This window comes from Vibrio hangzhouensis, from assembly GCF_900107935.1.
Taxonomy (GTDB): Bacteria; Pseudomonadota; Gammaproteobacteria; order Enterobacterales; family Vibrionaceae; genus Vibrio; species Vibrio hangzhouensis.
In genome coordinates, this window is sequence record NZ_FNVG01000008.1 from 130,476 (window position 1) to 154,901 (window position 24,426).

23 protein-coding genes are annotated in these 24,426 nt (G+C 47.2%); 2 read left to right on the plus strand and 21 right to left on the minus strand.

Features of this window, described 5'->3' with window-relative positions; genetic code table 11:
• Positions 1-60: 60 nt before the first annotated feature.
• The 11 genes from C4S60_RS10235 to C4S60_RS10285 form a co-directional block, all read right to left on the minus strand.
• Positions 61-834 carry a DUF5718 family protein gene (locus tag C4S60_RS10235; protein WP_103880251.1) on the minus strand — a complete coding sequence of 258 codons (774 nt, stop codon included), beginning with the start codon at positions 832-834 and terminating at the stop codon, positions 61-63.
• Between the two features lie 35 nt (positions 835-869).
• The gene (gene citG, locus C4S60_RS10240; RefSeq protein WP_425275121.1) at positions 870-1,793 is read right to left on the minus strand and encodes a triphosphoribosyl-dephospho-CoA synthase CitG; all 924 of its coding nucleotides are present in this window, start codon (positions 1,791-1,793) and stop codon (positions 870-872) included.
• A gap of 16 nt (positions 1,794-1,809) precedes the next feature.
• The gene (gene citX, locus C4S60_RS10245; protein ID WP_103880253.1) at positions 1,810-2,331 is read right to left on the minus strand and encodes a citrate lyase holo-[acyl-carrier protein] synthase; all 522 of its coding nucleotides are present in this window, start codon (positions 2,329-2,331) and stop codon (positions 1,810-1,812) included.
• A gap of 3 nt (positions 2,332-2,334) precedes the next feature.
• Entirely contained in the window at positions 2,335-3,804 is a 1,470-nt protein-coding gene (citF, locus tag C4S60_RS10250) for a citrate lyase subunit alpha (RefSeq protein WP_425275122.1), read from the minus strand.
• 52 nt (positions 3,805-3,856) lie between these two features.
• Positions 3,857-4,735 (minus strand): citrate (pro-3S)-lyase subunit beta, encoded by an 879-nt coding sequence (gene citE / locus C4S60_RS10255; protein ID WP_103880255.1) that lies wholly within the window; start codon positions 4,733-4,735, stop codon positions 3,857-3,859.
• Positions 4,732-5,034: a citrate lyase acyl carrier protein gene (gene citD, locus C4S60_RS10260; protein ID WP_103880256.1), complete on the minus strand. Its 303-nt coding sequence runs from the start codon at positions 5,032-5,034 to the stop codon at positions 4,732-4,734. Before citD ends, citE begins: the two co-directional genes overlap by 4 nt.
• Before the next feature lie 252 nt (positions 5,035-5,286).
• Entirely contained in the window at positions 5,287-5,973 is a 687-nt protein-coding gene (locus C4S60_RS10265; protein ID WP_103880257.1) for a response regulator, read from the minus strand.
• Positions 5,970-7,607 (minus strand): ATP-binding protein, encoded by a 1,638-nt coding sequence (locus tag C4S60_RS10270; protein ID WP_103880258.1) that lies wholly within the window; start codon positions 7,605-7,607, stop codon positions 5,970-5,972. Before C4S60_RS10270 ends, C4S60_RS10265 begins: the two co-directional genes overlap by 4 nt.
• A gap of 102 nt (positions 7,608-7,709) precedes the next feature.
• Positions 7,710-9,014 carry a sodium ion-translocating decarboxylase subunit beta gene (locus C4S60_RS10275; RefSeq protein ID WP_103880259.1) on the minus strand — a complete coding sequence of 435 codons (1,305 nt, stop codon included), beginning with the start codon at positions 9,012-9,014 and terminating at the stop codon, positions 7,710-7,712.
• Positions 9,015-9,023: 9 nt separating this feature from the next.
• Complete coding sequence (gene oadA, locus C4S60_RS10280; protein WP_103880260.1) at positions 9,024-10,823, minus strand: sodium-extruding oxaloacetate decarboxylase subunit alpha; 1,800 nt, start codon at positions 10,821-10,823, stop codon at positions 9,024-9,026.
• 9 nt (positions 10,824-10,832) lie between these two features.
• Positions 10,833-11,087, minus strand: coding sequence for an OadG family protein (locus tag C4S60_RS10285; RefSeq protein WP_103880261.1), 255 nt, complete (start codon positions 11,085-11,087; stop codon positions 10,833-10,835).
• A gap of 272 nt (positions 11,088-11,359) precedes the next feature.
• Here C4S60_RS10285 and citX (C4S60_RS10290) point away from each other — a divergent pair, with 272 nt between their 5' ends.
• Positions 11,360-11,848, plus strand: coding sequence for a citrate lyase holo-[acyl-carrier protein] synthase (citX, locus tag C4S60_RS10290; protein ID WP_160111353.1), 489 nt, complete (start codon positions 11,360-11,362; stop codon positions 11,846-11,848).
• 49 nt (positions 11,849-11,897) lie between these two features.
• Here citX (C4S60_RS10290) and citC read toward each other — a convergent pair whose 3' ends face one another.
• The 5 genes from citC to C4S60_RS10315 form a co-directional block, all read right to left on the minus strand.
• Entirely contained in the window at positions 11,898-12,989 is a 1,092-nt protein-coding gene (gene citC, locus C4S60_RS10295) for a [citrate (pro-3S)-lyase] ligase (RefSeq protein WP_103880263.1), read from the minus strand.
• 197 nt (positions 12,990-13,186) lie between these two features.
• Positions 13,187-14,692, minus strand: a complete 1,506-nt coding sequence (locus C4S60_RS10300; protein ID WP_103880264.1) for a tripartite tricarboxylate transporter permease — start codon at positions 14,690-14,692, stop codon at positions 13,187-13,189.
• A gap of 9 nt (positions 14,693-14,701) precedes the next feature.
• On the minus strand, positions 14,702-15,196 hold the full coding sequence (locus tag C4S60_RS10305) for a tripartite tricarboxylate transporter TctB family protein (RefSeq protein ID WP_103880265.1): 495 nt from the start codon (positions 15,194-15,196) through the stop codon (positions 14,702-14,704).
• A gap of 85 nt (positions 15,197-15,281) precedes the next feature.
• Entirely contained in the window at positions 15,282-16,274 is a 993-nt protein-coding gene (locus C4S60_RS10310) for a Bug family tripartite tricarboxylate transporter substrate binding protein (protein ID WP_103880266.1), read from the minus strand.
• Positions 16,275-16,577: 303 nt separating this feature from the next.
• The gene (locus C4S60_RS10315) at positions 16,578-17,954 is read right to left on the minus strand and encodes an aldehyde dehydrogenase (RefSeq protein WP_103880267.1); all 1,377 of its coding nucleotides are present in this window, start codon (positions 17,952-17,954) and stop codon (positions 16,578-16,580) included.
• A 502-nt stretch (positions 17,955-18,456) separates the two neighbouring features.
• Between C4S60_RS10315 and C4S60_RS10320 the strand changes: the two genes are divergently transcribed.
• Positions 18,457-20,028 carry a diaminopimelate decarboxylase family protein gene (locus tag C4S60_RS10320; RefSeq protein ID WP_103880268.1) on the plus strand — a complete coding sequence of 524 codons (1,572 nt, stop codon included), beginning with the start codon at positions 18,457-18,459 and terminating at the stop codon, positions 20,026-20,028.
• A gap of 108 nt (positions 20,029-20,136) precedes the next feature.
• Here the strand turns inward: C4S60_RS10320 and C4S60_RS10325 are convergent, their stop codons facing one another.
• From C4S60_RS10325 to dctP, 5 genes are all read right to left on the minus strand, one after another.
• A complete protein-coding gene (locus C4S60_RS10325; protein WP_103880269.1) occupies positions 20,137-20,505 on the minus strand; it encodes a RidA family protein in 369 nt (122 codons plus the stop codon).
• Positions 20,444-21,937 carry an NAD(P)/FAD-dependent oxidoreductase gene (locus C4S60_RS10330; RefSeq protein WP_103880270.1) on the minus strand — a complete coding sequence of 498 codons (1,494 nt, stop codon included), beginning with the start codon at positions 21,935-21,937 and terminating at the stop codon, positions 20,444-20,446. The genes C4S60_RS10325 and C4S60_RS10330 overlap by 62 nt, the downstream gene beginning before the upstream one ends.
• A gap of 11 nt (positions 21,938-21,948) precedes the next feature.
• On the minus strand, positions 21,949-22,248 hold the full coding sequence (locus C4S60_RS10335; protein ID WP_103880271.1) for a (2Fe-2S)-binding protein: 300 nt from the start codon (positions 22,246-22,248) through the stop codon (positions 21,949-21,951).
• Positions 22,232-23,332 carry an NAD(P)/FAD-dependent oxidoreductase gene (locus C4S60_RS10340; RefSeq protein ID WP_103880272.1) on the minus strand — a complete coding sequence of 367 codons (1,101 nt, stop codon included), beginning with the start codon at positions 23,330-23,332 and terminating at the stop codon, positions 22,232-22,234. Before C4S60_RS10340 ends, C4S60_RS10335 begins: the two co-directional genes overlap by 17 nt.
• A gap of 63 nt (positions 23,333-23,395) precedes the next feature.
• A complete protein-coding gene (gene dctP, locus C4S60_RS10345) occupies positions 23,396-24,421 on the minus strand; it encodes a TRAP transporter substrate-binding protein DctP (RefSeq protein ID WP_103880273.1) in 1,026 nt (341 codons plus the stop codon).
• Positions 24,422-24,426 lie beyond the last annotated feature (5 nt).

The following is a 24,426-nucleotide window of genomic DNA, read 5'->3' on the forward strand; positions in this document are numbered from 1 at the left end:
TTTGTAGGGATTTTGTTGGAACTTGAGCAATGACAACTGTTTTCGTCATTGCTCTTTTTTCTATTCTACGCGTTGTGAAAATGAAAGAACGGCATCTGAATTCATCAGTTGTTGACGACGAAACATCTCTTCGATAGTCGCTTCACTAATCCGTTGACTGTTATAAGCAGCAATATGCACTATGTCCCCCGTTTGAAGAAACTGCTCATTACCCCAGTTTGTATAATTGGGCGCACCCGTATACAAAGTCAGCGTTTCTGGGTATCCAAGCTCCTCCAGCTTAGGTAAGATCTGTTCGTACATACCTTCGTCGTGCTGCTCATTTATTCTATCTGCAAGCCACGTCATCAAATGACAATAGAACACTTTGAGCTCGGTGCAACTGACGGCGGGCGTTGTTAAATGAAGCGCCCCGTCTCTCTCTATATAAGAGATAAGCTTGATATTTTCGTCATAATTCACGGGAGAGAGACGCGATACACTCCACCAATGACGGTTTATCCCTTTTGAGTGTTTTCCCCATGATTTACGCTGAGAAATCTTATCACTACCGGGCAGATTGCGAATGGTCACATCGTTACCAATAGATAGATGCGTTGTCGTGAGTGAGCTTACTTTGCCGCCCTGATACTCAACCTGGCAACGCAAAACAAATTCAGGTTCAATATCTACCTCCCGACCGTGTTCGGGGTACCTTAACGTTGAACCTGACGTAATCGTGCAGTCTTCTTCGCAATTTATAATAAATATCCCATTGGGTAACTGTTCTTCTTCGACCTGCTCTGCACCGCTTACATGTCCAGAGAAATTTCCAATGATACCTATACTGAACATTCCTTCTCCCAATTCTTAAACTATTCAATTTTCAGTTACTTTTTGGTTATGAGTACTTGCGAACACATATCCAGTTGAGCTAGTAGCCAAGTAGCTGCGAGTAAATCCGCACTCCCACCCGGACTGATATTTCTTTGAATGAAGGCGTCATCCAACGTTTGTAGTTCCTGTTCGAAAGCTTGATGCGAGCTGTAGTTAGCCTCTAATAACTTTTGAGCTTCCGTCCTGACAAACTTTAACCCTGAAAGCCCAGCTCGATTGACGACATTGGTATCTTGATTCTTCGCCATCAGCGATAACAATGCCAAACTTAGTGCTTTCTCTTCAGACTCTCCTTCGTTAATCGAACGATGATAGATGGGTAAACCATGTTCAAATACTGTTGGATAACCTTGCTGAGCTTCTCCACGGACCCCGGTGAAGCCATACTGGACAAACAAACGCTCACCCACTGTTTTTGGCTCTGAGGCAATGCCTTTTAGCTGGTCGTTAACTAACCCTGAACAACACGCCTTTATCACACTGCGTACTCTGTTGGAGTCATAACTGATTCCGCGCCAGTATAGCCAGCCCACCGCACCACAGATCAAACCAAGGGTAAAAATCATCCCCTTATGGGTATTTACACCGTTGGTTGCCTTGTACATTGCCAATTCAGCACTGAGTCCAACTCGACGTAAGGGGGCTAACAGATCGCGAGCATGAACATGCTCCGCTTGGTAGCCAACACGCACAAACTCTTTCATATAAGGACGAAGTGCATCACAACTGGCAACAAAGGTTTCAATGTTCATATCCTTGTGAGCACCTGAATTTGCACAGTCAACTAAACCAGGTTTTGGGGTCAAATGAACTTCAAGCATCATTGCGTGGTAGGCAAGGTTACCTGCCAACGCGCAAATGTTGAGTCGGGGTTCGCCGCTATTATGCTCGAGCTCATACAGACTACAGTCATCCATCAGCCACTCTATCGTTTTATTGGCAAGCATTGATTAACTCCGTCATTTTCTTGATAAGTTGATGAACAGAATGGTTCTGTTGACGAATACAGGATTTCGCTTCTTGTTCGCAGATAAGGCATCGCCTGCGAGGTTGGTCAATAGATTGTCTGGACAGAGGGTGATAATCGATTCCGATAACATCGATGTCGAACAAACGACCTAAACAGTGCGTTTCTTCAATCTCAACCATTGCCCGTTTCAGGGAATGAACATCACTTGTATCGATTAAGAGCAGCAGTTCGTAACCGGTGTCAGCCTCAACCCTATCTGTTTTCAGAATGGTCAGGTTCAGCCGTGCACAAGTATCCACAATCGCTTGGTGACCTTTATTGAACGCTACCTTGGCGATGCGGTTTTTCTTTATTGCTCCAACCATATTGATTGTAAAACTGACCAGTGGCAGAGAGTGGGTGTTAACCCACTCTCGCTGTTTAGCAGCGCGTTGCTCTCTGCTAAACAGTATCTGCGCTAAGCTGGTGCCTGGAGCATCATGCACACGCTATTCCTTCACTTGTTTGATGACATCGATAACCGAACCGTCACGATAACGAATGACTCCCACGACTTTGTCGGTGTATTGAATCGCGCGAGGCTCACCAGTAAGGAGTTGAGCGCGTTGTTGCAATTGCTCAATACTCATCAGGTCGATGCCCATTTTTTTCAAGCGACTCGCCACCTCAGGCCGACTTGGATTAACTGCAATACCATGATCGGTTACCAACACATCGATCTGGCTACCCGGAGTGACGATATTAAGTACTGAGTTAACCACGGTAGGAATGCGACCGCGGACAAGAGGAGCGACAATGATGGTCAGATTAGCTGAGGCAGCAGTATCACTGTGGCCACCAGACGCCCCACGGATAACACCATCAGATCCCGAAATCACATTAACATTAAACTCAGTGTCAATTTCGAGTGCGCTGAGGATCACCACATCAAGTTTCTCTACCGCAGCGCCCTTTGAGGCAGGGTTTGCGTACTGGTTAGCAGAGATCTCGATATGCCCTGGATTACGAGACATTGAATCCGCCGCGTTGGCATCAAACGATTGAACATCCAGCAGCGTCTTAATCAAACCTTTTTCATGCAAGTCAACCATGGTGGAGGTAATTCCACCAAGGGCAAAGCTTGCTTTAATCTGATTCCTTTGCATCTTCTCTTCGAGAAAACGTGTGACCGCCAACGAAGCACCACCAGATCCCGTCTGCATCGAGAATCCGTCATAAAAGTAACCGGAGTGTTCAATTACCTCCGCGGCTTTTCTTGCGATCAACAGTTCACGTGGATTGCTTGTCATGCGCGTAGCGCCACCTCCAATCTTTGAAGCATCCCCAACCGATGCGATCTCTACAATGGCATCCACACTGTCTTGTGCAATCGAAGCAGGCTGATTTGGAAACGGCACTATCTGCTCAGTAAGCAGAATGGTGTGCTTGGCATATTTAGCGTCTATCTGCGCATAGCCAAGTGAGCCACAGCGCGCTTTACCGGTGACCGCATTGGCATTACCGAATTCATCACTGGTCGAAACCGCGAGAAACGCAACATCGATATCGATTTCGCCCGATTCCACTAAATGAACCCGGCCACCGTGAGAGTGAATGTGTATCGGCTCTTCCATTAGCCCTCTGGAAATTTCCTCAGCGAGCTCGCCACGTAACCCGGATGTGTAAATTTTCCTGACCACGCCATTACGAATATGCTCAAGTAGTGGCGAGTGAACATCGGATAACGAACTGGGAGCCAGTGTCAGGTTTTTTAGTCCCATTTCCGCAAGTACATCCATCACCAAATTTATCGTCTTATCGCCACCACGAAACGAATGATGGAATGAAATCGTCATACCATCTTTTAACTGACTGGCTTCCACGGCCTGCTGTAGTTCACGGTATAGTTTTCGCTGTTTACGATTATCACTATCGTTCAGGTGTGGGGTGAGAGCATGCGGCCCAGCATAAGGCTGCAATTGATAACGTTCTAATAGTTCGAGATTATTATGTTTCATGTTACGTACTGCCTTACCGTTTAATACCTGACTTCGCTCGCTCAAGAGTCCAACGAGCTCTTTCGATGATGGGCGCATCGACCATCTTGCCGTTGAGTGACACCACGCCTGAACCTTGTCGCTCTGCTTCCTCAGCAACTTCAATCACTGCGAGCGCATGTTCAACCTCTCCCTCTGATGGAGCAAACACGTTGTGCAGAAGCTCAATCTGTCGCGGATTGATCAGAGACTTTCCATCGAAACCTAAGCCCTGGATGTGACTGGCTTCTTTAAGAAAGCCCTCTTCGTTATTGGCGTCAGAATAGACGGTATCAAACGCCATAATGCCAGCGGCTCGCGCGGCCTGAAGTATTGAACAGCGGGCAAAGAGAAGTTCTGTGCCTTCTGGGCTGCGCTGTGTGCGAAGATCACGGACGTAGTCTTCGGCACCAAGTGCAATACCAATCAAACGCTTTGAGGCATGTGCAATAGTAACGGCATTATTGACTCCCATTGCTGATTCAATCGCTGCCAGCATTTTGGTGCTGCCTAGCTCGCGACCAAAATCAACCTCGGCTTGCTCTATCTCCGCCTCCATCTCAACGACATCTTGCAATGAGTCCGTTTTGGGCAAACGAATAACGTTTGCACCTGCTTTCACCATTGCCTTCACATCCGAACGACCAAATTCAGAGTCAAGTGCGTTTACCCGGACAATGGTTTCGATATCGCGATATAAAGGATGTTGCAAGGCGTTATAGACCAACATTCGTGCAGTATCCTTTTCACGTAGCGATACTGAATCTTCCAAGTCGAACATGATTGCGTCGGCATCGTAGATAAACGAATTACTGAGCATGGCTGCATTAGAGCCGGGAACAAACAGCATGCTGCGTCTTAGTTTTTTGCTCATATTGCCTCCCACACAAGTTGATGACAGTCATCGCCTTTCGACGCACGCATCACGGCAGCTTGTACGCGTGCCCTTATTACACAATCAAGGGCACCTTTATCATTGACGGTCAATCGAGCGGAATTTACTCCCATTTGTTCGAGAGTAGACATGATCACATTGCGTATGGCGTGCTCAAATTGCTTCTCTACAGAGCTGATAATTTCAACTTGTACAGAGCCCCCGGAATACGGGGAGACTTCGACAAGCAAATCACTTGATTCCAGAGTCCCAGCATATGAGCGCTGAAGTATTTCCATAATGGATCCTTAGGGTAGTTTGGATTAGAACTGACTTTGCGAGCCGTGGTTGTCACTGACTGCATTAGCACTATTCTCAGTGAACCAGTAAGGATATTGATGGACTGCGCTCAAATTTCACCATAGGCTAAAGTTGACTTATGGTTTCAATGAACTTAATTAAGAGAAAAACAAAAAATCGATAGAAAAACGCCCTACTATCAACAAGTAAGGCGTTTAAAAAAGGAGGGTGAAGGGTTGGAGGGTAATGGATTAATGACGAACATACACTCGTTCTGGTCGACCTACTCGACCGTGTTCATTCTCAACCGAGAGAAAACCACTAGCGGCACAGTGCTCCAAGTATCGCCTTGCGGTTGTCTTACTGATTCCAACAGCTTCCCCCAAAGTTTCGGCGGTAAACTTGATGCCACTGTTGTTATTAAACACCTGATGAATTTTGTCCAACGTAAGCTCACCAATCCCTTTAGGTAGTCCACTTGAACTTTTCTCTCGAGCCTGCATATTAAACAGGTCATCAACGTGCCGCTGACTAATGGTATCAAAGGCTTTGGTAGCACAATTGTATTTCAGATAGCGATTCAATGTTTCTTGTAGCCTTTCGTAAGAAATGGGCTTTAAAAGGTAGTCGAAACAGCCACAATGTAACGCTTCTTTGACCGTTTCCATCTCGCTAGACGCTGTCACCAGGATAACGTCCGCTTGCGGCGCTTTTTTGTCCGCAATGATTTCACGCAACAAGTCAATGCCCCGACCATCTGGCAAATAGTTATCTAAGATGATCAACTTAGGCTTATGTATACGAATCATGGTTCTTGCCATGGCAAGATCAGAGGCGATTCCTACAGGGTTAAATCGCAGCGTTTGACGAAAAAACTGTGCATGCAACTCTGCAATCCCTGCCTCGTCTTCAACAATTAAGACATCTATTGAATTCATACTTCATTACCTTTATTCGGTATAAAAATCGAGAATATTGTTCCTTTAGGCTCAGCATCATCAACCAGGATAACGCCCCCTGCATTTGTGACGTAGCGATTGATCAGGTACAGTCCAATCCCGTGGCCCTCGGTATCATCTTTACTTGTCACTCCACGACTGAATATGGTGCTTGCGATTTCATCAGCGATACCACAGCCATTATCGGAGACCTCTATGACTAAGTCGTCACCAGCATCTGTGATCAATACATTGACGATTTTCGCGCTAGAAGGGTTTTTCAAAGTAGCTTCAAACGCATTGTCAATTAAGTTGCCAATAATGGCTGACAATTCATTAGGTTCTATTGAAGCGTTGAGTCTTGTCAGCTGACAAGTTGGATCAAATTCTAGCACCAAGCCTAATTCACAAGCTCGCGCATATTTACCCAGTAGAATACCAGCAACTTGCTTCAATAGAATTCGCGAACTGATGAAATCGATGAGCTGTTGCTTTCTTGTACTTTCACTATTAATTAGCTCTAGTGCCGAATCATACGCGCCAATTTCTATTAATCCACTGATTGTTGAGAGCTTATTAGCGTGTTCGTGACGCATCACTCGCAAATTATCAGTATATTGTTTGATCTGCGTCAACTCAGCGGTTAAAGAATTAATATCGTTTTTTGCTCGAAAGCTCACCACCCAACCAAATAATTCATTTTGATCATAAATAGCTACTCTATTTGCTATAACGGTCTGTCCATTCAGAACAATAATTTCATCCTTAATGTCTTTTTCATATGGTGTCTGAAAAAAGAACTGAGAATTAGATATATATTCCAAAATTGAACTTGATTTAAGTTGCTCAAAATAGGATTCAATACCGAGAATCTGTGCCGCATTTTTATTAACCGCGAGGATCTTACCCGTTCGGTCAATTGCAATCACCCCCTCATAGACAGAGGTAAGAATCGACTTTTGCAAGTGAAGCGCCAAGCCAATCTCAGACGGTTCCATACCGTTCATTTTTTGCTTGATATGGCTAGAGAAATACCAGGCACCCACTAGCGTAATCGCCAGCGTCATCAATAGTTCAATGAGTAGTGGTTCCGCATAAAAAGCCACCCATTGATCAAACCTATTGAACAGATAACCGACAGAAATCACACCGATAATCTGACCATCAAAATCGACAACAGGCGCTTTACCACGAACGCCGTAACCCAGACTGCCTTCACGAAGTGAAATATAAGATTTTCCTTGTTCAAGCACACCGGCATTATCACCGCCTTGCATAGGTAATCCGATGTTCTCTTTGACAGGGTGAGATAATCGAATCCCCTTTTCATCACCAATAACTATAAAACTGGCGTCTGATATTTTGTGTAGTCGACCAATAAGCCGTTCGATTGCTGGAATATTTTTGATTCTTACTTCCTGTATTAATTCAGGATCACTCGCAATTTCCTTTGCCTGAATTAATGCTCTAGTACCAACCTGATGCTCTAAAGTATCGAGTAGACCTTGATGAAAGTTTGTCGTGACAATGGCTAACTGCACGATCATCAAACCAAAGATTAATATAAAAACACGGCTTCTAAACGTGAGGCCTTTTTTAAACCCCTGCAGCAGTTGCATAACACCTGCTTTCATAAAAATTCCTTTTAACCACATTTTATAATGTCTATTTTTGGATAGTCTGCCAATATTAATAATAAAAAGGAAGATAACTAGATCTTCCTTTTCACCTAATTATTAGCCACCGATCACATACTTGATCATTACGCCCGCTGCAACCGCTGAGCCAATAACTCCAGCCACGTTTGGTCCCATCGCATGCATCAATAAAAAGTTCTGGCTGTTCGCTTCCAGTCCGACTTTATTGGATACACGTGCTGCCATTGGCACGGCCGAGACACCAGCAGAACCTATAAGCGGGTTCACCTTCTCCTGACAGACTTTGTTCATCAGTTTTGCCATAAGTACCCCCGTTGCGGTACCGATGCAAAAGGCAACAATTCCCAGTGCGAGGATACCCAGCGTCTGCGGTTGTAGAAACTTATCCGCCATGAGTTTAGAACCCACTGAAAGCCCAAGGAAAATCGTCACGATATTGATCAGACCATTTTGAGCAGTGTCACTCAGCCGCTCGACAACGCCACATTCACGCATCAAATTGCCAAAGCAAAACATACCAAGAAGCGGCGTCGCTGAAGGTAGCAACATTGCAATCAGAATCAACAGCATCAATGGAAAGCATACTTTCTCAAGTTTACTGACCGCGCGTAATTGAGTCATCGAGATCTTACGCTCTTCTGCGTTGGTCAGTGCCTTCATAATGGGTGGTTGGATCATAGGGACCAAAGCCATGTATGAATATGCGGCCACCGCAATTGCACCTAGAAGCTCGGGAGCCAACATACTCGAAACGTATATTGCCGTAGGGCCGTCAGCACCACCAATAATGCCAATGGCGGCCGCCTGAGCCACACTAAAGTCCATAATACCTAGCTGACTTAACCCGAGCGCGCCAAGAACCGTCGCAAAGATGCCAAATTGAGCGGCGGCCCCCAACAACAACGTTTTCGGATTGGCAAGCAGAGGACCAAAGTCTGTCATCGCTCCGACACCCATGAAAATAACCAGCGGACCAACACCGGAAGCGATCGCAACGCTATAGAAGGTGTACAGCATACCATCGGTATAGTTGTACTCCTCAGCTAAAAGCATGAGTTGCATTTTCTCTAAAGGAGTCGCCATCTCATAAGCGTGTTTCAGGTTCTCTTTGGTCACATCAGCCACATTTAAAATGCTGTTCAGTGCCTGATAAACCTCCGCTTTACCACTATAAATCGCCGCTTCTACACCACTTACTGCGAGGTTAGCATCTGGCAAGTTAGCCAGAATGCCGCCCAGACCGATAGGTACAAGAAGTAGAGGCTCGAACTTTTTCACAATGGCCAGGTAAAGCAACACTAGTCCTATGACAAGCATTACCGCCTGACCGAACTGAAGATGCAGAAACCCAAAGTCGTTAATTAACGCAATTACACTGTTCATAACGGTACCTTAAGCAAGAGCCAACAATGAGTCGCCAACTTGAACGGCATCGCCTTCGTTTACCGACACTGCTTCTACCAGTCCGTCTCTCGATGCTTTGATTTCCGTTTCCATTTTCATCGCTTCAAGAATAAGCAGGACCTGACCTTGTTTTACTTGCTCACCGGGTTTGGCATGTACTTTCCAAATATTGCCTGCGAGCGGAGCCGCAACGGATTCAGCATTGCCCGAAGGTGCATTGGATACTGTAGGAGCTGGAACGGTCTGAGCCATTTCGGTGGTCGTTTGTGCCAGGACTTCAGGATCTGCGCCTTCATTTACTTTCACGACATACGCTTGGTTGTTCAGCCTGATGGTATAAACGCCCGGTTCGCTCGCCACTTTCTGTTTCACGGGTTCTTCAGCGGTTTTCGCCTCAGGAACTGGCTCAAACGCATCGGGGTTATGGCGATTTTCCAGGAACTTCCAGCCCACTTGCTCAAACAGAGCGACGGTGAGCACATCATCAATAAAGTCGTCAGCCAGTGAGATGCCTTTCTCTTTTGCTTTGGACTGAACGTCTAAAGTTAATGACTCGATCTCTGGCGCAATTAAATCAGCAGGACGGCAGGTCACGGCTTCCGCCCCTTCCAATACGCGCTGCTGCAACGTCTCATTTACTGCGGCAGGTGTTTGTCCATACTCACCTTTTAATACGCCAGCCGTTTCCTTGGTAATGGTTTTATAGCGTTCTCCCATCATGACGTTGATCACCGCCTGGGTACCGACGATTTGTGAGGTGGGAGTAACCAAAGGAATATAACCAAGATCTTCGCGAACCTTGGGGATCTCCTCTAAAACCAAGTCGATTTTATCTATCGCATTCTGCTGTTTGAGCTGACTTTCCATATTGGTCAACATGCCACCAGGAACCTGAGCGACAAGAATGCGAGAGTCGACCCCCTTAAGTTGTCCCTCAAACGCGTGGTATTTTTTACGAACTTCGCGAAAGTACGCTGCGATATTTTCAAGCTTGGAGATATCCAGGCCCGTATCTCGATCTGTTCCTTTCAGGGCCGCGACCAAAGACTCCGTTGCAGGATGCCCGTAAGTGCCACTCATTGAAGAAATGGCCGTATCGACTCGATCAACGCCAGCTTCAATCGCTTTTAGTAGCGTCATATCAGCCATACCGGCCGTTGCATGGCAGTGCAGGTGCAGCTCAACATCAAGTTGTTTTTTGAGTGTTGAGACCAACTCACTTGCTTCATTCGGGGTCATAACACCCGCCATATCTTTGATAGCAATTGAGTCAACACCCATTTCGACCAGTTGCTCTGCAAGGTTTACCCATGAATTCATGGTATGAACCGGGCTGGTGGTATAACAAATCGTACCCTGGGCATGAGCCCCCTGTTTTCTCACCGCCTCAATAGCACGTTTTAGGTTACGAGGGTCGTTTAGCGCATCGAAAACGCGGAATACATCCATACCGTTGTACACCGCTCGCTCAACAAACTTATCGACCACATCATCCGCATAATGGCGATAACCGAGGATATTCTGACCTCGGAACAGCATTTGCTGCCTGGTGTTTGGCATGGCTTTTTTAAGCTCTCGCAATCTTAACCACGGGTCTTCACCTAAGAAGCGAATACAGGAGTCAAAAGTGGCTCCCCCCCAACTCTCCAGAGACCAATACCCTACTTGGTCAAGTTGCTCTGCGATTGGCAACATATCGTCAAGGCGCAGGCGGGTAGCAAAGAGCGATTGATGAGCGTCACGTAATACAACGTCCGTAATCCCTAGTGGCTTTTTAACATCAGACATCGGTTTCTCCTAGATTTTGGCGCCATTGGCTTTGAGTTGGTTATGATGGTGAATCGCAGCGGTAATTGCGGCGACTATGTTGTCATCGGACTGAACATCACTTTGGGGTTGAGATGCAGTGTCTGCCTGATGAGGATGAACGAATGAAGACAGTTTGGTGAGCAATCGGATTGCACCCACCATCAAGCAGAGAAAGAAGAAGACAAACCCCATGCCTAAGCCCATGAGAACAAAGCCTTCATAAATGATTGGTTGATGATTCATTGTGAATACCCATATCAAAAAGAGTAATATGAGTCTAAAGTGATGTGCCAAATGACTTCGTGAAGCGCATCATCGTAATAACTTCCTCTAAAGTGCATTAATGGCGTAAATAAATTTAATTACTTTCTCCACTCAGTCAGGCGCCCGGTAATTTGCGCCATTTACGTCATTAAAAACTCAACCGCCACAGATAAACGTTTTTTAGCTCTAATTCAGCAACAATGATTGCCGTTATGTTATGTGTACGAGCCGGTTATGCACACGAGGACATCATGATTGACACCGTAACCCAATTAGAACGAAGAGCTGAACGCAAAAACAATTTCCGTTTAACCCATGACCTGCCAGTGCTCTCTTTGACACTGAACATACCAACCAGATTATTGAATCAGTCCTGGGTTCCTATGGTCTTCAGCGCAGCTTTGGAAAGTGTCTTCAACAAAATGGAGACCATGCAGGTGAAAATCGTAGAGAAAGACATTGCGACTGTTCCTTCCCATGACGCTCTGTTTGCTGTTGACATTCGCTCTGGCAGCTTGCTGAAGAAAGCCGTTATCGAAATCGAACATACTCATCCCTTTGGCAGGCTATTTAACTTTGATGTTATGTGTCGCCAAGGCAAGACCATCTCACGTCGCTCTTCTTACATGCCACCTAGACCCTGCCTGGTTTGTGATGATACCGCGCAGCGCTGCGCTTCAGTAAAGCGCCATACTCCCGAACAAATCCAGCAAGCCATTGAAGCGATCATCGGAAAATAAAAAGGAAAAAGAACTGAAAAGCGCCGGACTTCCCAGCGCTTTTTTTTAATTAGTGACTGACTCCCAGAGGCTGCTGAGCCTCTCTGACAATCGTCATCGCCTTGCGCTTAACCTGATAAGGTGATGTTTCTAAATCAAACAGTTGCTTTAAATGACTGAAGGTGGTCTTAGGAACCAGTTTTTCAATCATGTCCCATTGATTGTCAAATAACAAATTTCTCACCAGTGAAGCTGAGACTGGCAAATTCGCACATTCAACCCGAGGTATTTCACTCAACATGACAGGCGCATCGGGCAAAATAGGTGTTGTTAACCATTGCTGCATTTGCTGGTTATAGAAACGCGTGACTGCACAGATCGGCTCGGTACCAACGAACCGGTGAGTAATACCCAACGCAGGGGCAATATGGCTGCGAAAGATCTGCAAATCCATCGCGGTATGGCAGTAATTAATCACGCCTTCATCTTTCAGGAAGTAACTTGGGAAAGTAGCCCGAGAGATAATGTAATCCGAGCCTTCGTGAATAACGACGTTGGTAAGGTCTTTAAGACCCGCTCGTATCATCAGTAATCGATCCTGATAGGTAAAGAATGAACGATCTTCCTTAACCACGAATAGATGTACCCAGTCACATTGTGACGCGGCATGTTCTACCAGGTATCGATGGCCATTGGTAAAGGGATTCGCGTTCATTACAATGCTGCCAATGACTTCCCCTTCTTGTTTAAATGAACGCAGCGTGTGGCAGTAATCACTCAATCTATGACGACTATTCTCAAGTAACACCACTCGATTTTTCACTGACGCGAGCTTATGAAATCCGGCCTGTTTGAACAATCGATAGTTATCCGGCTTGGTATAGATGAACAAATTGTAGCGTCCGAGGTCGTAGGCCATCGTCACTAGCTCGCTTAGCAACGAAGTGGATAAACCTTGCCCCTGAACACCTTCATCCACAGCGATCGACTTGAGCGTATTACCAGCCAAACCTCCTGTCGCAACGATCTTTTGCCCCGCATAGGCAACGACGAAAAATTCGACGTCTTGATCCACGCCCAACCCCATTTTGGTCAGGAATTCTCTCACTGCCCCCATTTTTCGAGAGTTCTGTCTTTGAATTTGTTCGAAGCGGTATGACATTCGCGCGGCTCTTTTTCATTTAGTTGGCCATCTCATTATCATTCCCCACTCCCTCGCAAAGGATGAAACACATCATAACGATAGACAGGGAAAATCAACTAAATGGCGTTTATTGTTTTAATTGATGGTGAATATTGGAAAGACAAAAAGCCAATTAATCGAAATCAATTGGCTTCTACGAACGACATCAGATAATACTAAGCCGGTTGTTGAACTTGCTTACGCTTTTTCATCATGCCGATGATTGGCAGCGCAATTGACAGTACCGTAATAGCAATGAGCACTTGAGATACCGTCGAGCTCGCGAATATTGATAAATCCTGATTAGAGATTCTAAACGCTTGACGGAATGACTGTTCCATCGTACCACCAACAATCACTGCCAGAATCATCGGCGCAGTTGGAATGTTGGCACGCTTCATCACAACACCCGCTACACCCAAGATAACCAGAATATAGAATTCGATGACAGAGTTACTGATCGCGTAACAGCCGATGAAAGCAAGACCCAGTACGATTGGATAAAGTACCTTAGGTGGAATGGCCAAAACTCGTACCAGAACACCTGCCAGTGGGATGTTCACTACCGCGAGAATGATGTTCGCAACGAACATACTTGCGATTAAGCCCCAGGCGACGTCAGCGTGTTGAACAAACAATAGCGGACCAGGTTGAATACCCAACATCAGTAGTGCACCCATCATCACCGCTGTTGTACCCGAACCCGGGACACCGAGTGATAGCATTGGGATCATCGCACCGATTGATGCTGCGTTGTTTGCCGACTCCGGAGCAGCCAGGCCTTCAATTGCGCCTTCACCAAATTCTTCACTATGTTTAGAAAGTTGCTTCTCGTTGTTGTAACACATTAGCGAGGCCATGGTACCACCAGCGCCAGGCAGAGAACCGATGATAAAGCCTACAGGTGCACTGCGGAAGATTGCCCACTTAGAACGCTTCCAGTCATCGCCTTCAATCCAGATTCGCTTGAATTTAGTTTGCGCTTTCTTAGTCCCTTTACTCAATGAACTGAAGCTCTTAAACACTTCACCCATTGCGTAAATACCAATGATCACCACCAGGAAGTCGATACCGGTCTGTAAGTGAAGGTTACCAAAGGTAAAGCGCTCAGTACCGGTTTGTGCATCGATCCCTACCGTCGCAATTGCAAGACCAATCACCATCGACAGGAAGCCCTTCAGCATATTCCCTTTGGACATCGACGCGGTCATAGACAAGGCTGCCACCATAAGTAAGAAATACTCAGCCGGACCAAACTTAAGTGCAAACCCCGCAACTGGCTCTGCTAAAAGCGTCATTAATACCGCTGCAATCATGCCACCAATAAGAGAAGCAATGGCCGAAATCGCCAGAGCGGACTCTGCGCGTCCTTTCATGGCCATCGGATAACCATCAAACGTCGCAGCCAGTGCCGCACCATCTCCCGGAGTGTTGATTAGAATAGAACTACGAGAACCACCAAACATCGCACCAATATATACACCCGTCATGGTGATCAATGCAGCGGTCGGCCCCATAGCAAACGTCATTGGCAGTAGTACGGCAACACCCGTCGCAGGACCAAGACCGGGCAACATACCAACGATAGTACCTAGTACCCCACCCACGGTTACAAGAAGTAGGTGGTATGGCTGGAATGCGACACCAAACCCATTAAATAAGTTAACAAAAATATCAGACATATAAGAGCCTTAACCCATAAAAGGTAGTGGTGGAAGACTAATCGCCAGTAAGGTATTAAAGATAAAGAACACACTTATTGAAAAAGCGATGGCAACAAGCGCACTCTTTTTCCATTCATTAATGCCACTGGTAATCGTCAACATCGCGAACAAGAACAGGAAAGTACTGATAACGTAGCCCAGCGAATCGAATAGCAAAGCGTAGCCAATAGATACAATGCAGGTATACAGGATGCGTTTACGGTCAAACTTCTTCACCTCATCTTCATTAATGAGATTTATGTACGCCTGAACCGACGCCTTAATGTTACTTTTTGCCAAAAGAATGCAGCCAATAATAATGGCCAAGACGGCTACCCCCATTGGGAAGTAGATGGGATCTAATGGATTTCCAAATGCTGCCCTGGGCATCGCATATGTCATACCACCATAAATAAGACCAAAAGCGATGCTGAATATGCCGGTAAATGCATCCCAGTTTGGACTAACTTTTTTATTTTCCATTTTGAATCCTTTTCGAACCGAGAGAGAAACTTGGTCACAGTTGGCCAGAGAGCATGACTGCGCTCTAGCCAATTAACGAGGAACGTTAGTTTTTAAAGATTTCGGCAAGTATCGCTTTGTACTGCTCGTTAGTTTGTGCAAGGAACTTACTGAAATCTTCGCCATTTTGGTAAGCAGCATCCCAACCATTACGCTTGCGAGCTTCTGCCCACTCTGGCGTTTCCACCATCTCTTTAAGTGTTGTGTGCCAGTATGTTACTGCGTAATCAGGCATGTCTTTCGGAGCGAACAGGCCACGCCAGTTTTCAAATGTGGCATCGATACCTTGCTCTTTAACGGTAGGAATTTTGGCGACTTCACCTTCACCAACCCGTTTAGAGGCGGTTTGCGCGAGTGCACGAAGATTGCCACTTTCGACTAACTGAGCCACGTCGCCAAGACCGGTCGAAATGAGGTCAACGTGTCCACCCAGAACCTGAGCCACTGCACCACCATCCTGAAACGAGATATAGTCAATTTGCCTTAAGTTAGGAACACCCGCAGCTTTTGCGATCAGTAGGAACTGAATATGGTCCATACTGCCTGCTGCAGATGTACCGCCAACCTTGACCGACTTAGGATCCTGTTTGAGCGCTTCCATCACTTCATTAATGGACGTGTACTTAGAGTCTTTGGACACTACAAATGCGCCGTAGTCAGTAATTAAGCGAGCTAAAGGCGTGGTGTCCTGGTAACTGTATTTGCTGGCACCAGTAAGGTGAGTCAATAATATTGGTGGAGAGTAAACTGAGATAAGCTTGTCACTACCCTTCTGTGTTTGCATATACGCTAGGTTAACAGCACCACCACCACCAGGACGGTTGGTGATCGGCATATTGGCTTCTACAAGACCAGTGTCTTTAAGTGTTTTTGCAACAGTTCGGATGGTCAAATCCCAACCACCACCAGCGCCAGAAGGAGCGACGAACGATAGAGTCTTTGGTGGGTAGTCATCCTGACCAGCAACACTGGTTAGTGGTAGAGCAGCAATCAAGGTCATTGCGGCTCCCATCATCACGCCATTGAGTTTCATGTTCATTCTATATACCTATAATGATTATGTTATTTATGATTCCAACCAGTAACGTATTGATGGGTAATCCGCCCTAGTTGATAAGGTTATTATTGAATGAACTGTCTGTAGGTTATGTGATACGTCACTTCATAAATCAGTTGTTTAATGTAGGTTATGGCGTTAATGCACTTTAATAGGAAGATAGACATAACCATCTGATTTTAAATATTAATTCAAAACATAATGCTACCGTAAACTGTCTGAAAGAACGCAAAAAGCCGAAGCAAACGCTTCGGCTTTCAATGTTGTCAACTTTAACTGTATCGATTAAACGATACGCAGACCGCCTTGAGCAATCGCAAAGCGACGTGCACGAGTGAATGACAGTGCGTTAGTGATACCTTCACCGGTTGGACCCGCGATAGTAAACGTAGACGTACCTTCTGCGTTGTAACCAACACCAGACAGTGTTGGGCCGTTGTGGGCAAAGATAGTCGTGTTGATGCGAGCACCGAACTTAGTCACGTTCTCGATGTTGCCAGAGTAGATACATGCAGAGTGCTTGTTGCCACGCTCTGCTGCTACAGCGCGCTCGATAGCTTCGTCGATGTCTTTACAGATAACCACAGGAAGTACAGGCATCATTTGCTCTACGTGTACAAGTGGGTGGTCATTTTCAACCAGCATAACAGCCAGACGAGTGTCAGATTTCACACCGATAGACTTAAGGATGTCACCTGCGTCCTGACCCACGTGCTTTTTAACTGGGTGCCATACACGTGCAATTTCGTGTGCAGTACAAGGTTTCGCGCCTTCAAGCTCGTCCAGAGTCAGGATTTCTTCTGTCAGCTGCTCCGCTTCTTCTGCAGTCAGCACATAAGCGCCCACTTCTTCTAGCTTGTCCAGGAACGCATCCACAACAGCTTCTTCTACGAACACTTCTTTTTCGCCGATACACAGCAGGTTGTTGTCAAAAGACGCACCGCCGTAAACGCCAGCCGCAGCCAGATCCAGGTTTGCAGAAGCGTCAACGATAACTGGTGGGTTACCCGCACCTGCACCAACACCTTTTTTGCCTGATTGCAGAATTGCTTTAACCAGACCCGGACCACCGGTACCAACCAGCATGTTGATCAGTGGCGACTTCGCGATCTCGTTCAGAGTTTCAAGTGTTGGCTCTTTAACCATAGTGACCAGGTTTTCCGGACCACCCGCTTCAACGATTGTTTTGTTCAGAAGGTCGATCATCACTGCCGACACCACTTTAGAAGATGGGTGAACGTTAAACGTCACCGCGTTACCGCCCGCGAGCATAGAGATCGCATTGTTAACGATGGTTTCGGTTGGGTTAGTAACCGGTGTAACCGCACCAATCACACCATAAGGTGCGCGCTCACCCAAAGAAATACCGTTGTCGCCAGACCAGACTTTAGTATCCAGAACTTCGGTACCTGGCGTTTTCGCCGCAGTCAGCTGGTGTTTCGCGATCTTATCTTCAACACGGCCTAGTTTTGTCTCTTCACGAACCATTTTAGCGAAGTCTTCTGCACGTGCTAATACTGCACCACGGATTGCAGTAATGATGGCTTCGCGACCTTCTTTGGTGGTGTTGACATAAAACTCTCTTTGAGCTTTGTGAGTTGCTTCGATCGCAGCGTCCACTGTCGCGAATACACCTTTAGCGTTGTTGATATCAAAAGACATAATGATTACCTCGTAAAATTGGGTACTTTGAAGAGCTAGACCGAGTCTTGTCTCTTTTCGACTTATTTGATGAGACAGTGAGCCCCACCTCAAAATGGCTATAATTTAACCCAAGTATTCAGCAGACCTATGTCACTGAGTGTCAGCTTATTTGACTAGGGTGATCGAGTTTTTAAACCATGTTACTTGACTCAAGCTCCTTCAATGCTACCGCTGACAATATAGGGCGTGGGATCATCCAGTTATCAACACCATCGCCTGCCCCGCCTTAAATTTAACCTTTCTAAAGATACGTAAATAACTTCATCACGTTACTTTTTAACGCAGGTAACCCAATGTGGGTACCTGCGTCCTTTTGACAACAAAATCATTAAAGTCAATATTTTAACTTCAGGTGTAAGAATAATTGACCCTCAGTGACATGCTGAATTTTTAATCACTGGATAGACTTGTGTTCATTAAGCAAACACGCAAATTTTCAACGACTTCGTGAGGAACGAATATGAAAAATCAAGCGCTTTTAGAAGAATCTGTAAAGCAACTGAGCATTATTTTAGAAACGCAACAGCAGCTTCTGGCCGAACACAAAGAAAACCAGAACTATGCAGAGCGTCTCGAAAATATTCTGACTCCTACTGACGAGCTGACAACACAGGGTGACGACCTTTACATCGGTGGTTGCAAAGCCTCTGATCTTGTCGAGCAGTACGGTAGCCCACTGTTCGTTCTGAGCGAAGACACACTGCGTGGCAACCTGCGTCGTGTTAAGAACGCATTTGGCTCAAACTGGCCAAAGCCTGTGAACGTTATGTTCGCTATTAAATCGAACACTAACTTCGCGGTTCGTGCTATCTGTAACGAAGAAGGCGTTGGCGGTGACTGTTTCGGTCCTGGTGAAGTTGAAGCAACCTACATCGCAGGCGCAGATCCAAAAACCATCGCATTAAACGGTACAGTTAAGCCTGAGCTTGCTATCCGTAAAGCGATTGAGTATGGCTATGCAATCCACCTGGACTCTTACGAAGAAATCGAAATCGTTGAGCGTATCGCTCGCGAAGTGAAGCCAACAGAGAAAGTACGCATCGCAGTACGTCTGAAAGTTATCCCAGAAGATTTCTTCAACGACTTTGAACCAGATGCATACCCATTCCCTAACTTCATCGGTGCGATGAAGTGGATCAAATTCGGTTTGCTAAAAGAAGAAGCGAAAAAGATCATCAACCGCGTGAAAGAAATCGATGTGTTCGAATTCTACGGTTTCCACACTCATCTGGGTCGTTTCTCTAAGCAGCCTGAAGGTTGGGATGCGCTATACCGTGAGTACGCACGCAACGTTATCGAGATCTCTCGTGAGTGTGGCGTTCAACCATTCCAAATCGACCTTGGCGGCGGTTGGCCACGTGAGCGTGAGCCAGAGTGTCGTAGCGCTGAGCACATGATGAACCCGAACACAATCGAAGACTATGCAAGCGTTGTATGTAAAGGCATGCTGGAAGAGTTCAACAAAGAAAGCTTCGAGATCCCACAACTATGGCTAGAACCTGGTCGCTACATCGCGGGCAACATCGGTACGCTACTAACCTCTGTATACGTAGTGAAAGATGATCAGGAGATGGACTACACCTACACCATGGTTGATGCGTCTACCTACCTGGCAACGCTAGTTGAGTCTCAAGAGTCTAAGAACCCGGTTCTTCCAGCTAATAAGATGACTCAGCCTCTACTTGAGAAGACAACTGAAATCGCAGGTCCAATCTGTATCCCATCAATCTGGGAAAGCGGTGCGCGCATGCCAGCTCTAGAGCCAAAAGACGTTCTAGCTATTATGGATGTGGGTCACTATGCAGAGTCTCAAGCGAGCCAGTTCAACTCGCTACCGCGTCCAGCAACAGTGCTAGTTAAAGACGGTGAAGCTGAGCTTATCAAACGCGCTGAAACGGTTGAAGATGTATTTGCAACGCAAATCCTGCCTGAGCGTTTTATCAAAGCAAAAGCAGAGCTTGAGAAGAAAACGGCGAAGCCAGCAGCAAAAACTAAGCGCCGCGTAGCAAGAACGCCTAGCTACTCAAAATAAGCGAATAACAGAGTCATACTCTCAGCGCTTACTTTGAAATCTGACGAATGAAAAAGCTCCCAATGGGAGCTTTTTTTTGTTTAACCACTCAGAGCCACTTAGCAGCCATTATTCCTGAGTCGTTGATGTTTTCAGCGCAGCGGTTACAAGCAGCTCAACTTTCAGTTCCGGACTGGCAAGCTTCGCTTCACCACATGCTCTGGCTGGGGCAAAGCCTGGCCTAAACCACGTATCCCACACTCCATTCATTTCATCAAAGTCCTGCATATCCGCCAGCCAGACCGTGGTCTGTAAAACATGGTCTCTGTCGCTACCCGCTTCGATCAGTAGACTCTCAACTCGTGCCAGCGCCTCAGCGGTCTGTTCGGCCACGCTGGTCCCTTTAACCCCCACCTGGCCACAAAGATAGACGGTATTATTGTGTATAACTACTTTGCTCATTCGCTGATTGGTGTACTGACGTTGTACCTGACTCATTATTCGTTCCTTTGTTTCTGTATTTGTTCATAAACGACTGATTTATTGGGGTTAAGCTGGCTAGCTCACCAAGTTTTAACGGCTTGATTGGATTGCGCAGGCGGTAGTAGCCCACTTTCTCCATCGGTAGTCCCGTTTCATCCTGGATGATATGGGCCACCGTAGTTCCGCAATATCGTCCCTGACAGGGGCCCATACCACAGCGGGTGTAGGCTTTAATCTGATTGATGCCATGAACACCTTTCGCCGCATGTTGTCGAATTTTTCCGGCGGTCACTTCCTCACAGCGACAGACAATGGTCTCATCGCTGGGCACCAGAGCCTGCTTCGGCGGGGCGTACAGCGCGTCAAGAAATGGGCGTACGGCCATGTCGTTATTGATGGCTGTTTTCAACGCTTCGGCTTCACTGGCGACCTGACTGCTCTTGACGATACCCAGAGAAATCAATGCGTTCACGGCGACAAGTTCACCTTGACGCTCTGCCACCACCGCCCCACCGATACCGCCACCGTCTCCCGCAACATATACGCCATTGCGTGAGCTGAGGTTATTCGTATCCAGTGTCGGCAACCAGCACATTTGCAATGCATCCCAGTGATGCTCGAGCCCCATCGCCCTTGTTAACTGCACGTTCGGGACCACGCCAACATGCGCCAACACACTTTGTGTCTCGAGCGATGTCTTACGTCCCTGGCTAATAAACGTTAACCACTCCACCTTACCATTGCCGTCGGCGACGATGTCACTGGCACTGGTGTAACGCTTGATACCGGCCTTACGAAGTTTTGCCAGCAACTTAAGACCTTTAAAGAGCACCTGTCGTCCCTTTAACGCCCCACTGGCATACCTGATGGCCTTGATGTAACTGTCCGCTTTCTGGGTATCCACTATCGCCTGAGGAGGCGCACCTGCGTCAATCATCTGCGCCGCCAGTAGATAAACTAACGGCCCCGTACCTACCAGAACCGCCTTATTCGGCACTAACCCAGATGTTTTCATCAGAATCTGAACCGCACCCGCCGTCATCACCCCGGGAAGTGTCCAGCCGACAAATGGAAACGGCCTTTCTATCGCGCCCGTGGCGATGATTATCTGTTTGGCAGCGATCTTTCTCGCGGCCCCGTTCTGGCTCCAGTAAACACGATTATCACTGTCGACGCGCCACAAGGTTGCCTGAGTAATGTGCGTAATGTTCGCTTGATTAAAGGCCCTGACCAGTTCAGCGCCACGTTGATAGTCGGGCCCAAAAATGTGCCCGTTAGGGTGACCCGTTTCCTTAAGCGAACGGTATATCTGCCCACCCGGGTTGGGCTGTTCATCGATCACGACGACGCTCGCTCCCGCTTTAGCGCTGCGCACTGCCGCACTCATACCCGCGGGACCAGCACCAATGATACATACATCCACATTATTGCTTAGTTCGTCCTGCATAAGCCCTCCCATTAACTACTTTGACGCTGAATAGACATACCGTCTTGAATCACATTCATACACGCCTGTACATTGTGTTCACCATCAACTTCCACACGACATTCAAAACAGCTGCCCATCATGCAAAATGGTGCTCGTGGCGAACCAGATTGGGGAGACTCTCGGGTATGATCCACACCTGCGGCAAGCAGTGCCGATGCTATGGTGTCACCGGCTAAGGCCGTATAGGATTTTCCTTCCCAGAAAAACTGAACCGTTTGTTGCTGCGTCTCAGACGCAACCAATCTTTGAAACTTAGAATCTGTCTTCACTGAACAACTCCAAATCAGGTGCATCCACCGCACCCTCTAACCAATACGGAAGCAAATAGCTGTGGGCCGCAGCTAGCGTGATGCCGCTATGGCAACTAACGAGATACGCACCCTGGTTCGTTTTAGACTGCTGATAAATCGGTACACCATCGGGCGATATAATTCGAATCGACCCCCAACTGCGGACCAGCTTGGTCTGAGCCAAAAACGGATATACCGCGATCGCCCGCTCCGCAATGGCCGCAGTGACCTCCAGGGTGTCACTGTCATCCAGGCCCTGATTTTCCTTAGAGTCACCAATCTGAATGCCCCCTTCATCAACCTGTCGGATAATCCCTGAGGGTCGCTTGAGCTTATTTGGGGGCAGTTTTTCGGTGATCAGCACTTGCCCTTTTTGCGCGCTAACAGGTGCCACGAAACCCAGCTTTGGCCCCAGCGTCGCCGCCCCCAGTCCCGCAGACAGGATCACTTTGTCGCTGTGATAACGCGTGCCATCTTCGAGCAAGACTTCAAAACGTCCCGAGCTGTCTTTGCTGGCATCGACAACATTGACGCCCGCCACCACTTTGCCGCCAATACTCTGAATTGCGGCGATATAAGTTCGAAGCAGTTTTAGCGGGTTTACGTGACCATCTTCCGGACCATAAATGGCGCCAACCACCTCAGGGCCAATTTCCGGCTCTTCCGCTAATAGTCGTTCTCTGTCCCAGATTTCGTAAGGATGGTCCGTGCCCAACTGTTCACGGAGCGCTTCATACTGTCTGACCTTCGCGGCCATCTCTTGCTCACAAAAATGGAAGTCGTAGCCACCTTGCTGAACGAGGTTAAGGTTGTCACCCGTGAGCTCTTCCAGCTCATCGGCCAGATTGCGCCACAAATTGATTGAGCGCCTTGTCCAGGCAGCGTAATGCGGTGCGTCTAAACCTTTACTGGATAGCCACACCAACCCAAAATTGCCTCGTGAGGCTCGGTGGGCACTATCCCCACCGTCTAATACGGTGACTTTATGTCCGGCTTTGAGCAATCCGTAAGCCACAGCGCAGCCCACGACACCTCCACCGACTACAATATATTCCGGTTTCATATCGTTCTCTTCAGACTTAGATTATTTGGGGCGCGGTCGCGCCCCGATGAACGTGCGCCAGGTTTAGTTCAGCGCTTTGTCTAGGATTGGTTGACTCCATTCAGAGCCGATGTCGTCGATGATCTGCGGCCACACTGTCGCGCGGACTTTCTCTGCCGTGAGTTTCAGCTGAGCTGGCGTTACCTCAACAATGGTTGCGCCCGCATCGACCAATTTCTGCTCATTGGCGCTCTGATCCTGTTGTGCTGCATCCCAACGACGAGATTCAAATTGCGCGGCTGCCGCGACCAGTGCGCTTTTCTCGTTATCATCCAGATCGTCCAGGCGCTCTGAGTTGATCATCAAGTACCAAATCTCAAAGTGTGTATTAAGGGGAATGTAAGTTTTGGTCACATCACGGAATGAGGCATAATATCCCTCCGCACCAGATCCAATCACACCATCAACAACGCCCGTCTGTACTGCGGTAAACGCCTCAGAGAATGGCAGCGGAGAGCCTATATAACCCACGTTATCCGCCAACAATTGGAAGCTTTTAATTGGTGGTACGCGAAGTTTGATACCCTTATTCACATCCGGGTTGCCTGCATCGACCGCGCTTCGGTTAAGCGAGATTCCGCCAAAATACACCGGATAGGCCGCCAGCAGAGTGATGTCCTGTTTGGCAAACAGCTTCTCCATCGCCTGACGCACTGGTGCCCCGCTTCCATAAATGTTCTGCGCCTCTTCCCAGTTGTTGGCTAAAAACGGCAGCAAGCCAATTTGCATTTTTCTGTCGGTAGAGGTGGATGCAGGCTGCAGTGCCATATCGATCGCACCAACAGAGATCCGCTCCTGGACCAAGGTGTAGTCACCGAGTGCATTCGCCGCATACACTCTGAGCTTTAGATCGCCATCTGTCGCCGTCTTAAGCTCTTCACTTAGCTGTTTGATGTCGGTATCCACCACGGTACCCTGCGGGCGAACATGGCTGATTTTCAGGGTTGTTGCTTGTGCAGGTATCGCAGTCATCGTTGCAGCGATGAGCGAAGCGAGCACAGTACATTTTTTCAGTGTCTTTGTTGGTGCAAACATACTTGTTTTGATCATGGTAA

Excerpts from the sequence above, each read along its gene's own strand:
- citC (WP_103880263.1), bottom strand. The coding sequence starts at position 12,989 with ATGTCATACCGCTTCGAACAAATTCAAAGACAGAACTCTCGAAAAATG.
- citD (WP_103880256.1), bottom strand. The coding sequence starts at position 5,034 with ATGGAAATACTTCAGCGCTCATATGCTGGGACTCTGGAATCAAGTGAT.
- citG (WP_425275121.1), bottom strand. The coding sequence starts at position 1,793 with ATGGATGACTGTAGTCTGTATGAGCTCGAGCATAATAGCGGCGAACCC.
- oadA (WP_103880260.1), bottom strand. The coding sequence starts at position 10,823 with ATGTCTGATGTTAAAAAGCCACTAGGGATTACGGACGTTGTATTACGT.
- C4S60_RS10300 (WP_103880264.1), bottom strand. The coding sequence starts at position 14,692 with ATGTCTGATATTTTTGTTAACTTATTTAATGGGTTTGGTGTCGCATTC.
- C4S60_RS10315 (WP_103880267.1), bottom strand. The coding sequence starts at position 17,954 with ATGTCTTTTGATATCAACAACGCTAAAGGTGTATTCGCGACAGTGGAC.
- C4S60_RS10265 (WP_103880257.1), bottom strand. The coding sequence starts at position 5,973 with ATGAATTCAATAGATGTCTTAATTGTTGAAGACGAGGCAGGGATTGCA.
- C4S60_RS10270 (WP_103880258.1), bottom strand. The coding sequence starts at position 7,607 with ATGAAAGCAGGTGTTATGCAACTGCTGCAGGGGTTTAAAAAAGGCCTC.
- citX (WP_160111353.1), top strand. The coding sequence starts at position 11,360 with ATGATTGACACCGTAACCCAATTAGAACGAAGAGCTGAACGCAAAAAC.
- C4S60_RS10330 (WP_103880270.1), bottom strand. The coding sequence starts at position 21,937 with ATGCAGGACGAACTAAGCAATAATGTGGATGTATGTATCATTGGTGCT.
- citE (WP_103880255.1), bottom strand. The coding sequence starts at position 4,735 with ATGAGCAAAAAACTAAGACGCAGCATGCTGTTTGTTCCCGGCTCTAAT.
- C4S60_RS10340 (WP_103880272.1), bottom strand. The coding sequence starts at position 23,332 with ATGAAACCGGAATATATTGTAGTCGGTGGAGGTGTCGTGGGCTGCGCT.
- C4S60_RS10325 (WP_103880269.1), bottom strand. The coding sequence starts at position 20,505 with ATGAGTCAGGTACAACGTCAGTACACCAATCAGCGAATGAGCAAAGTA.
- C4S60_RS10275 (WP_103880259.1), bottom strand. The coding sequence starts at position 9,014 with ATGAACAGTGTAATTGCGTTAATTAACGACTTTGGGTTTCTGCATCTT.
- C4S60_RS10310 (WP_103880266.1), bottom strand. The coding sequence starts at position 16,274 with ATGAACATGAAACTCAATGGCGTGATGATGGGAGCCGCAATGACCTTG.
- C4S60_RS10305 (WP_103880265.1), bottom strand. The coding sequence starts at position 15,196 with ATGGAAAATAAAAAAGTTAGTCCAAACTGGGATGCATTTACCGGCATA.
- C4S60_RS10320 (WP_103880268.1), top strand. The coding sequence starts at position 18,457 with ATGAAAAATCAAGCGCTTTTAGAAGAATCTGTAAAGCAACTGAGCATT.
- C4S60_RS10235 (WP_103880251.1), bottom strand. The coding sequence starts at position 834 with ATGTTCAGTATAGGTATCATTGGAAATTTCTCTGGACATGTAAGCGGT.
- dctP (WP_103880273.1), bottom strand. The coding sequence starts at position 24,421 with ATGATCAAAACAAGTATGTTTGCACCAACAAAGACACTGAAAAAATGT.
- C4S60_RS10285 (WP_103880261.1), bottom strand. The coding sequence starts at position 11,087 with ATGAATCATCAACCAATCATTTATGAAGGCTTTGTTCTCATGGGCTTA.